We start from the raw sequence: 14,676 nt of genomic DNA, 5'->3' as shown, positions 1-14,676 counted from the left end.
TAAAAAATGACCGAAGTAGTTGCAGCCTTGATTTGGGATCAAGACAACTTTATGATTTGCCAGCGTCCAGAACATAAGGCAAGAGGACTCCTTTGGGAGTTTGTTGGTGGAAAGGTAGAACCTGGTGAAGCAAAAGAACAGGCCCTCATACGAGAGTGTCAGGAGGAACTAGCTGTCACATTGCATATAGGGGATATATTTATGGATGTCACCCACGAATATCCAGATCTGACTGTCCACCTAACTCTCTTCAATGCATCGATTCAATCAGGTATTCTTCAGAAACTGGAGCACAATGATATTCGATGGATTACTGTGGATGAAATTGATCAATATGATTTTTGCCCGGCAGATAAGAAAATCCTATTGCGTCTGAAAACTATTAAGTAATCCAAAGACCCCTTGACTATTATTGGAAGACGTATGTATACAGAGAACGGAAAAGCATGGAATGAAAGTCATTTGTTTCGGTGATTCCAACACCTACGGATATGATCCCTGAAGCTATTTCGAGGGGCGCTATGACGCAGACGGACGGTGGGTGGACATTTTGGCTGCAAAAACCGGCTGTACTGTCTGCAAGATGGGACAGAACGGACAGGAGATTCCTTCTGACGATCCAAAATTTCCGGGTAATGCAGATTTGCTGATTATCATGCTGGGCACCAACGATCTCCTCAAGGGCCGAAGTCCAGAACAGGCGGCTGAGTGGCTGGAACGATTTCTCTATGCTGCCCCATTGAGCGAAGCAAGATTATGCTGATCACACCGCCGCCAATGGCGCTTGGTGAGTGGGTATCTAGCTAATGATTCCTATACCTTTGCACGGCCCTGTCAGACACAGGCAGAGCCGTTGAGCATCCGCTTTGTCGACGCCGGAAAGTGGGGCGTCTCCCTGGCTCATGACGGCGTACACTTCACAGAGCAGGGCCATAAGGACTTTGCTGCTGGGCTTTTGAAAACACTAGGTTGCATTATAACAAAGCTATTATTGTAGAAAATTTTGTCTAATAGAAAAATCCGCTGAAGTTATTTCTTCAGCGGATTTTTCTGATTTAATTCTCTTGATTCTTTTCAGGCACGAACTCCACAACATCTTCAATTCTGCAATCCAGAGCCTGGCAGATGCGGCCCAAAGCGTCCATAGAAACAGCTTCGTTTTTTCCCATTTTGGCCAATGTCTGCGAATAGATTTTTGCGTTTGAAAGCAGGTCTGTGCGTTTCATATTTCGATCGATCAAAATTTTCCACAGGGGTGCATAATTCCAAGACATCTTTATCCCTCCGTTGCTGTCATTTTATCATTTCAATGTAGGAAGTACAAGATTATATTTTTCTATTGCAAAAAAATATTTGTCAAAACACATTTAAAATGTTGACAAACAAATTTTCTTGTGCTATACTGATTACAGAAAACAAAAAAACACGGTAGCATACGAGAGTTGCAGCTCTCGCATGCCTACATAGGTGATTAGGGCACCCATGCAACGGATATAAATCCGCACCGCAGGATCAGTATACCCGTTTTTCCCAGCTGGCGCAAGTGGAAAATCGGAAAACTTGGATTTTGCGGCGGCGGCTCGCCATAGACTCATGGCCAACACCGTGCAGGGGAACTCACCTGCACGGTGTTTTTCTGTTTTCAATCCAAAACAGAAAGGACATACGACCATGAGTAAAGTAAACGAACAGACCTATCTCACCGTCCGTGAAGTCAGCGACTATCTGGGTGTCAGCCAGACCGCTGTCTACGAACTGACCCACAGCCAGGATTTTCCCGTCTTCCGCATCGGCAGCCGGGTTCGCATTCCCAAGGAAGCCTTCCTGGCCTGGGTGGACATGAAGACCCACATCTCGCCAAATCTGCGTTCCTACATGGCCTCTATGTGAGGTGGCGCCATGGCAGGAAAACGCGCACACGGGGAGGGGTATATTACCCAAACCCCCAATGGAAAGTGGCGCGGACAACTGATGGACGGCAACGACCCCATCACCGGCAAGCGAATCATCATTTCCTTCACCGCGCCTACCAAGCGGGAAGTCCTCCAGAAAATCCAGAACTACAAGCTTGAAAAGGAGCAGAAGAAAAAGGCACCGCCCATGACCTTTTCCCAGTGGGCAGACCGCTGGTATGAGGACTACCGCACCCAAGTGGAGCCCTCCACCTACTCCAACTACAAGTATACCCTCCAGGATCTGAAGGACCATTTCGGCAAGGCAGAGCTGATGGCCATCCGCCCTATGGACATCAACGACTATCTGACGGGGCTGCTGCGCAAGGGCTTTTCCCACTCCAAAATCAGCAAGTGCCGCGCCATGCTGATTCAGATTCTGGACAGTGCCCTGGTCAATGGTCTGCTGGACCGCAATCCTGCTCGGGCCGCCAAGGCCATCCGTGCCGAGTCTGTTACCGGGGAACTTGTCCCTGCGCCCAAGGATGCTTTTACGCCGGAAGAAGTGGAACGTCTCATGGAGGACCTTCCCGATGACGCCATCGGCAACGCTATCCGCCTGCTGCTGGGTTCCGGCATGCGAATTCAGGAACTGGTAGCACTGACGGCAGCAGACATCGCCGAGGACGGCTCCTGGGTGGACATCAACAAGGCGGTGAAGATGGTGGATGGCAAGCCGGTCCTGGGCCCACCCAAGAGCCGCCGCGGCATCCGCACTATCCCCATTCCGCTTCGCTTTCGTCCCTACGCAGTGGATCTTCGAAAACGGGCCGGCAAGCTGTTTGTCCTTCGGGCCAAGAAGCTGTTGGGAACCCCCTGTACCATCGAGAGCTTCCGCAAGCGCTACTATGGGGCCATCAAGCAGGTTCCCGGCGTACGCGCTCTGACGCCCCACTGCTGCCGTCACACCTACATCACCATGCTCCAGGCTAAGGGCGTCCCCATGGAGACCATTGCCCGCCTGGTGGGCCATAGCCGCGTCACCACCACCGACGGGTATCTTCACATCCAGAACGCTGCCCTGGAAAAGGCAGTGGCCGTACTGGATGTGTCGGACACCCGGGAGGAGGCGGCTCCCGCATGAAAAATGCCGCATCCAGCCCTCGTGGCCCGCCACAGGATATTTCATCCCATTATGCCAAACCTATATTTTTACATCGAAAGGAACGATATCTATGAAAGATAAACGATGGAGCATTCTCCCCGTGCTCATGACCCTGGCCAGCGCCATTTCCGTGCAGGTTCTGACTTCCGCTCTTGCCATGATGCGCAACTTCCTCCGGGACACCCCCTGGGAGCGCATTGTCCCCCTGGCCCGCCAGTTCCGGGATGTACTGGAACGCTTCCTCCTGGATCGGGTAGAAAAATTCCTGGCTGAACAACCCGACACGGATGAACGCAAGCAGCTTCTGGACGACTGGAAGCGCCTGGACTGCCCTGTGGTTCCCGGCCCTTGCACCGATGCCCGGGCCGATGAACTGCTGACCGAGATTTCCGCCCTGAACCGCGTAGAGGACTATCTGGAGCGTCGGGATGACCTGCTGGCGGAGCTGGCCGCTCTCCCGGAGGCGGCGAGAAATCAAGCAGCGCTGACGCTCCGCTCCAAGGTGGCGGAACTGCTGTTCTACGCCACGGTTCCGGAGATGCAGAAGTTCAATTTTGACCCGGTGACCACCCATCAGTTCCGCGTCTGGACGGAGCTTACCAACTGTATTAACGCCGGTGCCGAGGCCTATGCCATCTACTTCCTCTGCTTCGACGGCATGAAGCTGCGGATTCTCTCGCCCTGGACGCTGACGGCCGATGCCACCGTGGAGGAACTCTATCTGACCGCCCGAATCATCGCTCGTCTCCACCAGATGGACATTCCCTGGGACCACGACCGCCTGGTGACCTGTCTCTATCATCTGCTGGACCTGAAGGTGCGCTGCCTGATGGATCACGGCGATGAAGATGCTGACACCCAAGAACTGCTGGCTCTCTACGCCATGCTCGGATGGACGGAGCGGGACGAATTCCGCAGCTATTGGGAGCTGCCCCGCTTCCGGGAGAATCTTTCCAAGTATTATAAGGAGGTTTAAGCTATGAGCTTTTTTGAATTGCCCACCGTTGCCGACCTGGCCCGTATCGTGATGACCGCCCCTAAGGGGGCGGCCGTCACGGCGGCTCTCCATCAGCTCCATCGGCTGCTTGCCCAGTCACCCGAGGGCGATACGGCGTTGATGCAGGTTCTGCAGTATGAGGCCTATCCCGCCCTGAAAGCCGACGCCGCTGTGATGCAGCTGGAGGGAGAAGTGCACAAGTCTGTGGACATTGCGCTCCACGAAGCGGATATTCTGGAAGCCATCCGCGAGGGTACCGTCTGTGACAGCCCCACTCTGGAGGACTGGGATCTTACCCTTCTTTCGGCCGAGGTGTACCCCAAGTGGTGGAATGTCCCCGAAACGCTGGCGCAAGCGGAGGAACTTTTCTTCGAAACGCTGGATTCGCTTCTGCAGAAGACCCGCAATTATCCCCTGACGCTGGAAATCCTGCAGTGCCTGGTGACCTATCAGCTGACATTGGCACTGGGTGAGGTGTCGGAGCCCAAATATCCCCGCAACGAGACCTGGCGCTGCATGCGTCTGGCCCTGTACGGTACGCCCTGGGATGGCTGCCGTCACTCCGCGGCGTACATCTGTCACAAGGACGGCGAGGTGTTCCTGATGGACGGAACCATCGATAATGGCTCCTGTGAGGACTATCTGAAGCTGATTCACTACCTGGAGGAGGTGGTGCCCCAAGAGGAGCTGGAGCGTTACCTGAAGGAGCGCACCGCTCAGCCCTGCTTCGACTTTGAACTGGAAAAGGCAGTTCATATCTGGCTGGGGGATGAATGGAAACCCCGCGGCCAGCAAGTTAAATGAGAAATACAGGGGTACTCTCGGCATGAGAGTACCCCTTTGTTTGCATTTTTGTGCTTAAAATGAGCCAACTCATAAAAAATTTACTGGATTCTTCATATAGAAAAAATTTTCCCGCAAAAAACAGCCATATATATAACGAAGAATAATATGAAACGAAACGATCCCGGGATAAGCGAGTGTAAGAGACTCGCGAAGACCGGGATCGTTTCGTTTCATTTTTTTCAATCGGTTTCTTCCATACTAAATACAGGAAGACATCTTCATGCATCATTTGAAAGGAGGGAACCGATATGAAAAGGGTTCTCATTGTCAGCATTGTAAGTAAGTATTCCAAATACCCCCTGCTCAAAATCTGGGTGTCTTATCACAGTGCAGAGGAACTGGCCAAACTGCTGAATTGCGAAGTGGTCGACTATCGCTGTGGCCATGGAGATCCCAGCGCCTATTGGGATGAGATCATTCAAATGATCATCGACCTCCAGATCGACATAATCATTGTCCCCAACCTGGCCTCCATCGCCATTCACATTGCCGACGGTGCGGAATTGCTGCACAAGCTGAACGCACTGGGCGTGGAACTCTATTGCGACGAACTGGGATGTGAAAACCTGTTCGCAACGAAGAATTTTGATAAGAAGATCCTCTCTCTGATTCACTGCGCAGAAACCTCTGCGGCAAAAAGCGATGAAGAAGCGGACAACAAGTAAGTGCTGACACAGTTAAACAGGAGGTGAGGTAAATGGCAGACTGTTTTACCAATGAAACGGTACAGGTCGGTGAAAATCTATACATCCGCTATGGTTTCCGGGAACATAACACGATTGTAGTGGGGACCCTGGTAGACAAAGACAGTCTGCCGATCCCCGGGGTAAAGAATGCACAGCACAAGATTCGCCCGAAGGAATCCGTGGGTGATGCGAAGGACTTTGTAAAGAACCACCTGATAGAAAAATACCAGAAAGCATTTTTCCCCCGCAACGGCACATCCGGCAAGCATCCCTACACGGATGCGCTGAAAGAGTTCTGCAGTTTCTATCCAACGCCAGAGGAACAGCAACAACATCTGAACTGGGAAAACTGGGCTACCAGCACTTTTCGTGGCACCTATACCTATTTGTGCAACCGGGTGCTTCCCAGACTGGATAAGCTTGGTGTGAATCCCGGCCCGGAAAAGATCCAGGCCATGCAGGAAGAACTGGTAGATCTGATTGTTACGGGCAAACCGCAGGACGAGCCGCTCAGCAAAGAAACTGTCTCTCAAATCCGGCAGAATCTTCTCTACAAAATGCGCCGCTGTGATATTCTGTATCGCCAGCTTCAGCTTCTGCTGCCGTGGAGAAATCTGCCGGACCTGAATCTTCGCATGAAGGGCGAGGCGGTACCCAATGTGGAACAATGCAAATCGCTGCCCGACCCAGTTCGCATTCGCTTTGCAGCCATTTTGCGCCAGCAGATGGAGTCGCCCTACGGAGGTGTCGCCCTTTGTCTTGGGTTTATGTTTTTCTGTGGTTTGCGGACTGCGGAGAGCGCCGCCTTGACCTTCGGCGATATCCACACATCCGGAGAAACCTGGACTGTCCAGGTGAAAAAGCAGCTGTCCGGTACCAACGTAACTCCGACCTTGAAGACAGAGAGTTCCTACCGTCGTCTACCGTTGGTGCAATTTTTACAGGATATGGTGTCGACCCGTAAAGCATATCTTCAAACACTGAAAAATGCAAAGGAAACAGCGGAGGAGGAATCAAAGGAGGAGCCAATGGATCACCTGTCCATTGACAACCTGCCCATCAGTTATCAGCCCGGAACATCCCAACTGTTTGTTCCCAGCAGTCAGATTTCGTCCGCAGGACGCGCCCTGCTCCTGGCCAGCGGCTGCACAGTTTCCTATTGGGAGGATATGCTGGATCTGATGTCCGGCAAGCTGGATCTCTCCCAGGACGGTGAAAGGCTCCGGGATATTACCGCATATGCACTGCGTCGGGATTTCGCATCCCGGGCCGCCAACAGCTGCGGTGTTACAGAACGGGAGCTGGATCTTGCTCTGGGTCACAAGATCCGATGCTCGGCTGTGGAAAAGCGTACTTTTTACAGCCTTCCTTCTCTGTCTGCCTTTCGTCAAAAGCTGGAGAACTATATTTTTGACCCAAAACATACGGCACACCCCGCCTTTTTGCCGATTGTTGTGGACGGAACACAAGACCTTACCCTGTTGCCAGTGACGCAAGCTCGGCTGTTCTTCAAGAAAGATACTGTGATTCGACTGAATCTCCTGTCATTGGATGCCGGACAGATCATCCAAGCAAATTTTTCTGACGGCAAAGTGTTGCGTCAAAAACAGGTGCCAGTGGAGGATTTGCCGGCCGAGCGCTCTGCACGCCAGTTGCTTGCCAATGTTCCGTCACCGGGATGGTACGAGAAGTCAATCACTGCAGCGGAGTCCGCAAAAGTCCGTGGGGCAGTCGAGAAAATATGGAAGGAGATTTTTAAATATGGCAAAAAAGTATGAGTCGGCCAATGAGGGCTGGGATAATGACAAAAGCCACATAACGCCGTTGCCCAAAGATATGCCGGACGACCCGGACAAATATACCGGCCGCTATATGGTGGGAACATTTGCTGTCGTATTTCGACTGAATTTTCAACCCGCAGCAGAAAAGCGGGACTATCGTTGGCGGGGCGTCATGGGAATCCAGGGCGCCAATGGGTATTATCTGGAGATGAAGGGCGATTTGTACAATGCGATGAAGGCACACTGGGATGAAAAGGAGGCAAAGCTCCGCGAAGCTTATCCGGATGGCATACCGGAAAAGAAGTGGAAGGACTTTCAGCGTAAAAGCAATGAGGCCATGAAGGCAACCATGCTTCTTCATAGCAATGCGGAGTCTGAGGAGGAAATCAAACATTATATCGCCCAGTGTGGGGTAGAGCTTTGCCAAAAGCATTGGGAAGCCATACGCGACCAGCAGTACAAAAGTGGCAAGCGTGCAGGTGTGACAATGCTTGCCGCATGGGATCTGGTGGGAGAATCCTTTATGCTTGAATATGCAACCCGCAGCAAACGCTATCAGGACGAGATTCGCAGGAGTATTCAGGGGGTTGCACTGCAGCTCTCCGGACACCTCATGCATATGGTCACGCCGGTTATGGTACGTCAGTGTATGTCGGACCTGGGAAATGATGAGAAGGTAAAGCAGCGTTTCCGTCGGGCAGAGCAGTTCTGGGATTATTGTATCGGGAATCAGCTTGCTGACGGTAAAAATCCTATCACAGACTTGTTGAAGGGCGGAAAGCATAAAGCGGTAAACGCGGCAGCAGCCGAGCGCAGCATTTCTAAACAGGTCATGCTGAAAGATGAGGAAGAGCAGCGACTGAACGAATATCTGGAAGCCAATTGGCAAAAGCCCCTGGGTCGGGCGTTGCTGCTGTGCAAAGAAGCCGCGCTAAACCCCGGAGAACTGGCCGGACTGCAGGTACGGCATCTGATGATCTGTGAGAAGCCCCTGCGCGTCCATGTGCGGCGTGTCCGCTTTTATGCGGGCTCAGCCACCCAGGATTATACCGTGCCGCTGAGCCCCTTCTGTGCGCGCCTGATGAAACGGTGGTATGATGATCTGGTGGAGCAAAATCCAGATGCTGACCTAAGTGATATTTATGTGTGCGGTGCAGGAAATGAGCCCACTGCCCGTGATGCCATTGACCTCTATATTCGACGGATGCTGATGGCCTGGAACATTCCGGGTGATAATCCGGACAAGCGTACATACGGGTGGAATTTGCTGCGGGATAACCTGGAACATCGTCTGGTGACTTACTGTGGTTTGCAGGCGACATCCGGCGCTGTGAAATTCCTCTTGGGCCGGTCTTTGGCCAGCGATACAACCTCCGACCACTATCATAGCTTTGCGGACCCATCTGGTCAGGAAATGCTCTACCGCGCTCTGGCACGGGATCGTCGCTTCTTTTGTGAACCCATGCCGCGCCTGTCTAGCGAAGGCGTCTATCCAGCACTGGACCCCAGAAAACGGAATCTGCTGGAGATAGAGGTGGCAGTCAAGGCCGACAGTACGCTGGATCTGTCGTGTCTGCATGGGATATCCGGTACATTGTCTGTTCTGGAGCCATAAGCAATAGGGATTGAAGCAAGCCATAGTTTCCTTGTGTTACATTTTCTTTTTATGATATAATAATAAAAATGCCTATGCGGCAAGGAGGACATGACATATGGTGAGCTTAGGTAAGCTGGTGGAAATCAAAGACTTGCGGACTGTGTGGCCCCACGAGGCGTTGGATTTTACACCGTGGCTTTCACAGGATGACAATATAGCGCTCCTTGCAGATGCAGTAGGCCTTGATATTACGGTTGATGAAACAGAATCGGCAGTTGGTGATTTCAATGTGGACATTTTTGCATCGGAAACGGGCACAGACCGAAAAATCATCATCGAAAACCAGCTGGAAGATACAAACCATGACCACTTGGGAAAACTCATTACATATGCCTCCGGAAAATCAGCAGATGTCATTATCTGGGTTGTGAAACACGCCCGAGAGGAACACCGGGCCGCTGTCGAATGGCTGAACAATCACACCGATGAAAAAATTGGGTTCTTCCTTTGTGAAATCAAGTTGTATCAGATTGAAAATTCCCAACCGGCCGTCAAATTTGAAGTAATTGAAAAGCCCAACGACTGGGCAAAGGAAGTCAAGAAAAATGAGACGGCAAACAGTACACAGCAGCAGCGGTATGATTATTGGGTGGCGTTCCAGGATTATGCGTTTCAAAATGTACAGTTTGCCAAAAACTTCAACCGCAGGAAACCTTCCTTGGATAGTTGGATGAACTTCAGCATCGGGTCCTCCGCCTGCCACATTGCCGTTTCACAGATTAAGAAGCGTAATGAACTGTATGTGGAACTGTACATCAGTGAGGATAAGGAATTGTTTCATTCCCTGTTCCAGCAGAAAGACAGTATTGAAGCGGATGCTGGGCTGACATTTGAATGGAGAGAACTGCCAGAGCGCAAAGCAAGCCGCATCGTTCTTTCAAAAAGTGTATCCTTTGAGGATAAAGGCCAGTGGCCAGTACAATTTGACTGGCTGATAGATGTGATGTTGAAGATGAAACAGGCGTTTAAAAAGCACCTGTAAGCAAACATACAGATGCATATGAAATACAGAGAGACCAGTATGGGTGCCCTTTAACCCTCCAATCAAAATCATATGTTTTAGAGTGCGGGGAATCCTCTTATGGAACGAGTCACGCTCTCTATAAAATAGGTTGAATTTATCCTATTTTGGAGTATAATAGATTCAGAAGGAGGGTGATCCCATGATGATCAATTCCAATACGATGGTTTCCATCACAGAGGCCAATCAGAATTTTTCCAAGGTAGCCCGTCTGGTGGATGAGCAGGGTTCCGCCGTTATTCTGAAGAACAATGTGCCCCGTTACCTTGTCGTTGAGTTCAGCCAGGTGGAGCAGATGCAGGCGGCCCAGGACGAGGACATCATGCAGATCTCCGCAAGGCTCATTCAGCAAAACCGGGTGGCCTATGAGGAACTGGCCAAATGAAAATCCTGAACAAGCGCCAGATCTTGATGCTCCATCAGCATCTGGTTGATGAAACTGGCGGCAGTCCAGGCCTGAGGGATGAGGGCCTTCTGGATTCGGCTCTGAACGCTCCCTTCCAAACATTTGGCGACACCAGCGCTTATCCATCCCTCCAGCAGAAGGCGGCACGCCTTTGCTATGGCTTGGTCAAAAATCATCCATTCATTGACGGCAATAAACGGATTGGGGCCCACGCCATGCTGGTTTTCCTGGCTGTCAACGGGCTGGAGTTATCTTACACGCAGCAGGAGCTGTCAGATATCATTCTGCAGATAGCTGCCGGGGAAAAGGAATATGACGATCTGTTGGTGTGGCTTCTTGCCCATCAGCTGTAAACAACCGGGGAGAGTCGTATACACGGCTCTCCCCGGTTGTTGCTATACCATAAATTTTGAAGGGTATGGAGCAGCTGGGTCAGTCCATCACACAGGAGGTTTACACAAAGTTTTGGACAGTCTCGCCTTTACGCCGGTTTCCTCGATAAACTCCTGCCCTTTCTTCGGATGTTCTTGACGGTACACTGGATTTTGGGTTGTGCTATTGTGCAAGAATGATTTTGCCGCTTATGCGATGAGAGCGATATTCCTACAGGATTTCCATCATATACGGCGTACGAAATCCTGTAAACTACCCACTGCAAAATGACGGGATTTCGTCGACTTTTCGGGCACTGAACAGAGTAACTACAGCGGCTGAAATGGCACCTGCAGAATGTCGGGATTTTGTCCGCGCTACTGATGCCGCTGTCAGACTGTTTGAATTCCGAAATACCCTCGGCAAAATATCAGGATTTTGTTTCTTCGGAAAAACGCAAAAGTCTGATGCTGCAAGGCTTTGCACCCTTCCCCACTCTCCGAAAGCGGGGGAAATTTTGTCTGCCATTCCCACCTCCAAAACGGCCCCCGAAAAAAGTGGAATCCGAGTGGAATTGCTCCGAACTGTCTCTCCAAAAGGGGGTAAAAAACCAGGAAAAACGGGCCCTTTCCGGCCCGTTTTTCTGGAAAAGTGAATGAGGGCATGAATGGCATTCAAGAGGTCAGCGGTTCGATCCCGCTTATCTCCACCAAGAAAAAAGACTTGAAACTTCGGTTTCAAGTCTTTTTTATGCTAAATTGAGGACGGTCTTTCCCTGCCGGACGGCCTTCTCCGCGAATTGGGCCGCGCCGCTCAATCAGCTCCACTACCACCGCCCGCAGCTTCGGCTGGATGGCCGCCGGACAGTCCCGGTGGCCGAAAAATGTACATGTCCATCCCATTGCTTGCACACTCCAATAGGCTATGTATAGCCTAATAGTAGCACGCGTAGCCTACAAAGTCCATCCAGATTGGATATGCTAATAGCAAGAAAATTTGGAGGAGGTGAGCGCGTGGACACGGTGACTGCGGTCAGAAACCGCATTTTGGAGTTGTGCGGTGAACGGAATATCAGCATCAACAAACTATCCAGCCTCGCAGCGTTGCCGCCGTCCAGCGTGAAGAACATCCTCTATGGAAAGAGCCAGAATCCAAAGCTGTTGACCATCAAGATGATCTGCGACGGCTTGGATATTACATTGGGCGAGTTTTTGCAACGCAGGAGTTTGACAGTCTGGAACAAGAAATCAAATAAGCACGGATAACCGCAAACAGCGGAGGACGGCAATAATCTGATGTTAAAAAAATGAGGGGCGGAGGTGTGACCTCCGTCCCTCATTCACGCCCGGGATAAAATTCAGCAATTACCTCAGCTTCGCACCGTCCTGGAAAGCATTGGCGACCTTTTCGCCCAGCACACGGTATGCATTGTGGATGGGGTCAAATGTAATGGGCCGCAGCTTGTCCGGGTCAATCTTTCCAGTTTCATCCAGCACAGACTCGTCGGCGCTTACATTGACGATCTCTCCCACCAGACGGCAGCTCTCCGGGTCGTAGCTCACCAGGCGGCACTCCACCGCCATAGGAAGCTCGTCGATGAGGGGGGCGTCCACAAATTCCGACTTTGTGGTGTGCCAGCCGGCCTTTGCCACCTTGTCCGCCACCTTGTTGCCGGACTCAATCCCAACATAGTCGCAGGCCACCGCCTGCTCCGCCGTGGCCATGCTCACGGTAAACGCCTTGCGGGCCATGATGTTGGCGGTGGTTTTATGACCTTGACTGATGCACATACTCAGCTCTTTATCCTCGCTGATGCCACCCCAGGCCGCGTTCATGGCGTTAGGGGTGCCGTCTTCATCGTATGCGGCCAGGATAAAAACCGGCTGGGGATAGGTCCAGGGCTTGGCTCCAAAATTCTTGCGCATAGCAATCCCTCCTTGTGATATTCCAGTGTGTAAATTGCTTTGCGACTATTATACCACAAGTTCCGGCTTCGCAACATAGGCATCGGTTGCCGACCGCAAGACGCTATGGTATGATATCGATTACTTACCACGGCCAACCAAACCGCACCTTATAAACAGGACGGAGAACAACATGAAAGAAGTAGATCCAAAAAGCACCTCCCGGGCGCTGGCCTTTGAGCTGTGGATGAAGGCCCCCATGCCCATGGTGACCCTGATGTAAACATCTACGCCGGATGCTACAATAACCCCTTCCTCATCTGGGGCAAATACCGGAAAAAGTGGCTGCGCGCCACCCCGCCCATGTCCTTCCAGTTCCACCACGCCCAGATGGACGGGATCCCGGCGGCGGAATTTTTGGCGCGGCTGGAACAGCTCATCCGGTCGGTGAGAGACACCATCGGAGCGGAAGAAAGGAACGAGATCATGAGCGACGAGCAGAAATTTGAGGTGTTCAAGCAGCGCACGGTAGCCCACAACGAAGCTTCTTACGGAGCAGAGATCCGGGCCAAGTATGGCGACAAAGAGGTGGACGAGGCTAACGCCGCAGTGATGAACCTGACCCAGGCGTAGTATCAGGAGTGGACGGACCTGGGCCGGAAGATCCAGGAGCGTCTGGAGGCCGCCGTCCAGGCCGGTCTGTCCCCGGAGAGTGAGGCGGGCAAGGAAATCACCGCCCTCCACCGCCGGTGGCTCACCATCACCGGGAACCGGTACGATCCGGCCAGGCACCGGGGGATTGCGGAACTCTACGTGATGGACGAGCGGTTCACCGCCTACTACGATAAACATCTGTCCGGCTGCGCCCGCTTTTTGCGGGACGCCGTGGTGTATTGGGTAAAATAAGGATAAGGCAGTCCCCCGGTATTTGACCGGGGGACTGCCTCTATTTCCTATTCGGTTTCCGTTTGATGGCCAGCAGCCGGATAAAATCCCCAAACAACGAGGTGTCCACCGGCTCAAACATCAGCCATTTTCCATCGCGGTAAGTTGGCGTTTCATCATAAATGGTTTGCACTTCCGGAGCGTAATGCTCCCTGTCCTTCTCGAATTTCAAACGCTCCTCCCTGCCCAGGATGACCATAAACCCGATGCGGTGTTCTCTGGCATAGAGTGCGCAAAGGGTTTTGCCGCCCCGGCGGTATTTATATTCATAGGTCCACGCTTTCCCGCCGCTGCCCCACAAGCACTCCATATCATAGTTCCCGTCGATCCGGGCGCACAGCTGCGTCCAGATCTCATATAGGGGCTTCCCAACTAACGTTGTCATCTGCTCCGCGCTTGGCACCATCTCAGGCACAGTAGCCGCCTCCCTGCTTTACTTCTTTTGAAAAATACTTCATGTTCTTTTCCGGGTCATAAAAACGCCCGCCAGCGCCGCAATCAGGGCAAAGGGGGCCAGACGGACAAAGCCCCATTCAAAAGCGTGAATGGCCACGCCCATGACGGCGGTCTCCGGGGCACTGTAATCCCATCCCAGGTAAAAACTGTTCCCCACGAACAAGATCGCGGCAATGATCACAATGCCGGCGCATAATGCGATGAGCAGCCAAAGGAGGATTGCTCTTCGCATCACCTTTCTCCGCGCAAGCTGCAAATTGATGATCTCCAGCTTTTCGGAGAGCGCTTTGACCGCATCCACCTCCGCCTCCATCACCGTCTCTCCAAGCAACGTACTCACAGGTGTCTCAAGGGCTTCCGACAGGGAGATCAACAGATCAGAATCCGGGACGGACAGGCCCTGCTCCCATTTGGAGATGGTCTGCCGCACCACATTCAGCTTAACCGCCAGCTCCTGCTGGGAAAGGCCCTTGGATTTCCGGATGGCTTTGATGTTTTCGTTTAACATGTGGGCTCACTCCTTTCGCTCACATTGTAGGGAGAATGGC

18 protein-coding genes and 1 pseudogene are annotated in these 14,676 nt (G+C 52.1%); 15 read left to right on the top strand and 4 right to left on the bottom strand.

Features of this window, described 5'->3' with window-relative positions; genetic code table 11:
• Positions 1-6: 6 nt before the first annotated feature.
• The gene (locus Q0K43_RS11280) at positions 7-390 is read left to right on the top strand and encodes a (deoxy)nucleoside triphosphate pyrophosphohydrolase (protein WP_297290623.1); all 384 of its coding nucleotides are present in this window, start codon (positions 7-9) and stop codon (positions 388-390) included.
• Positions 391-541: 151 nt separating this feature from the next.
• Entirely contained in the window at positions 542-763 is a 222-nt protein-coding gene (locus Q0K43_RS11275; protein ID WP_297290622.1) for an SGNH/GDSL hydrolase family protein, read from the top strand.
• A gap of 292 nt (positions 764-1,055) precedes the next feature.
• On the opposite strand, the gene Q0K43_RS11270 is transcribed toward Q0K43_RS11275, so the two are convergent.
• Entirely contained in the window at positions 1,056-1,274 is a 219-nt protein-coding gene (locus tag Q0K43_RS11270) for a helix-turn-helix domain-containing protein (RefSeq protein WP_297290621.1), read from the bottom strand.
• A gap of 397 nt (positions 1,275-1,671) precedes the next feature.
• On the opposite strand from Q0K43_RS11270, the gene Q0K43_RS11265 reads away from it, so the two are divergent.
• From Q0K43_RS11265 to Q0K43_RS11215, 11 genes are all read left to right on the top strand, one after another.
• Positions 1,672-1,890, top strand: a complete 219-nt coding sequence (locus Q0K43_RS11265) for a helix-turn-helix domain-containing protein (RefSeq protein WP_297290620.1) — start codon at positions 1,672-1,674, stop codon at positions 1,888-1,890.
• Between the two features lie 9 nt (positions 1,891-1,899).
• Positions 1,900-3,036, top strand: a complete 1,137-nt coding sequence (locus Q0K43_RS11260) for a tyrosine-type recombinase/integrase (protein WP_297290619.1) — start codon at positions 1,900-1,902, stop codon at positions 3,034-3,036.
• Between the two features lie 91 nt (positions 3,037-3,127).
• Positions 3,128-4,033 (top strand): hypothetical protein, encoded by a 906-nt coding sequence (locus Q0K43_RS11255; RefSeq protein WP_297290618.1) that lies wholly within the window; start codon positions 3,128-3,130, stop codon positions 4,031-4,033.
• Positions 4,034-4,036: 3 nt separating this feature from the next.
• Positions 4,037-4,858, top strand: coding sequence for a hypothetical protein (locus Q0K43_RS11250; RefSeq protein WP_297290617.1), 822 nt, complete (start codon positions 4,037-4,039; stop codon positions 4,856-4,858).
• Between the two features lie 290 nt (positions 4,859-5,148).
• Positions 5,149-5,565: a hypothetical protein gene (locus Q0K43_RS11245; protein WP_297290616.1), complete on the top strand. Its 417-nt coding sequence runs from the start codon at positions 5,149-5,151 to the stop codon at positions 5,563-5,565.
• Between the two features lie 32 nt (positions 5,566-5,597).
• Positions 5,598-7,364 carry a hypothetical protein gene (locus Q0K43_RS11240; RefSeq protein ID WP_297290615.1) on the top strand — a complete coding sequence of 589 codons (1,767 nt, stop codon included), beginning with the start codon at positions 5,598-5,600 and terminating at the stop codon, positions 7,362-7,364.
• On the top strand, positions 7,348-8,982 hold the full coding sequence (locus Q0K43_RS11235) for a hypothetical protein (protein WP_297290614.1): 1,635 nt from the start codon (positions 7,348-7,350) through the stop codon (positions 8,980-8,982). The genes Q0K43_RS11240 and Q0K43_RS11235 overlap by 17 nt, the downstream gene beginning before the upstream one ends.
• A 97-nt stretch (positions 8,983-9,079) precedes the next feature.
• Positions 9,080-10,006, top strand: a complete 927-nt coding sequence (locus Q0K43_RS11230; protein ID WP_297290613.1) for a DUF4268 domain-containing protein — start codon at positions 9,080-9,082, stop codon at positions 10,004-10,006.
• Positions 10,007-10,187: 181 nt separating this feature from the next.
• A complete protein-coding gene (locus Q0K43_RS11225) occupies positions 10,188-10,430 on the top strand; it encodes a type II toxin-antitoxin system Phd/YefM family antitoxin (protein WP_297290612.1) in 243 nt (80 codons plus the stop codon).
• Complete coding sequence (locus Q0K43_RS11220) at positions 10,427-10,804, top strand: type II toxin-antitoxin system death-on-curing family toxin (RefSeq protein ID WP_297290611.1); 378 nt, start codon at positions 10,427-10,429, stop codon at positions 10,802-10,804. The genes Q0K43_RS11225 and Q0K43_RS11220 overlap by 4 nt, the downstream gene beginning before the upstream one ends.
• 1,032 nt (positions 10,805-11,836) lie before the next feature.
• Positions 11,837-12,088 carry a helix-turn-helix domain-containing protein gene (locus Q0K43_RS11215; RefSeq protein WP_297290610.1) on the top strand — a complete coding sequence of 84 codons (252 nt, stop codon included), beginning with the start codon at positions 11,837-11,839 and terminating at the stop codon, positions 12,086-12,088.
• Between the two features lie 99 nt (positions 12,089-12,187).
• On the opposite strand, the gene Q0K43_RS11210 is transcribed toward Q0K43_RS11215, so the two are convergent.
• Positions 12,188-12,748 (bottom strand): flavin reductase family protein, encoded by a 561-nt coding sequence (locus Q0K43_RS11210; protein ID WP_297290609.1) that lies wholly within the window; start codon positions 12,746-12,748, stop codon positions 12,188-12,190.
• Between the two features lie 222 nt (positions 12,749-12,970).
• On the opposite strand from Q0K43_RS11210, the gene Q0K43_RS11205 reads away from it, so the two are divergent.
• Both Q0K43_RS11205 and Q0K43_RS11200 read left to right on the top strand, forming a co-directional pair.
• On the top strand, positions 12,971-13,360 hold the full coding sequence (locus Q0K43_RS11205) for a hypothetical protein (RefSeq protein ID WP_297290608.1): 390 nt from the start codon (positions 12,971-12,973) through the stop codon (positions 13,358-13,360).
• 12 nt (positions 13,361-13,372) lie between these two features.
• Positions 13,373-13,633, top strand: a pseudogene (locus tag Q0K43_RS11200) (TipAS antibiotic-recognition domain-containing protein); the annotation flags it as partial.
• A 40-nt stretch (positions 13,634-13,673) separates the two neighbouring features.
• On the opposite strand, the gene Q0K43_RS11195 reads toward Q0K43_RS11200, so the two are convergent.
• Both Q0K43_RS11195 and Q0K43_RS11190 read right to left on the bottom strand, forming a co-directional pair.
• On the bottom strand, positions 13,674-14,087 hold the full coding sequence (locus Q0K43_RS11195; protein ID WP_297290607.1) for a DUF3788 domain-containing protein: 414 nt from the start codon (positions 14,085-14,087) through the stop codon (positions 13,674-13,676).
• Positions 14,088-14,126: 39 nt separating this feature from the next.
• A complete protein-coding gene (locus tag Q0K43_RS11190) occupies positions 14,127-14,636 on the bottom strand; it encodes a helix-turn-helix domain-containing protein (protein ID WP_297290606.1) in 510 nt (169 codons plus the stop codon).
• Positions 14,637-14,676 lie beyond the last annotated feature (40 nt).

The sequence above is a fragment of the uncultured Flavonifractor sp. genome (assembly GCF_944383115.1).
Taxonomy (GTDB): Bacteria; Bacillota; Clostridia; order Oscillospirales; family Oscillospiraceae; genus Flavonifractor.
The sequence above is the reverse complement of the archived record's forward strand: the minus strand, read 5'-3'. Positions and strand labels throughout refer to the sequence as shown.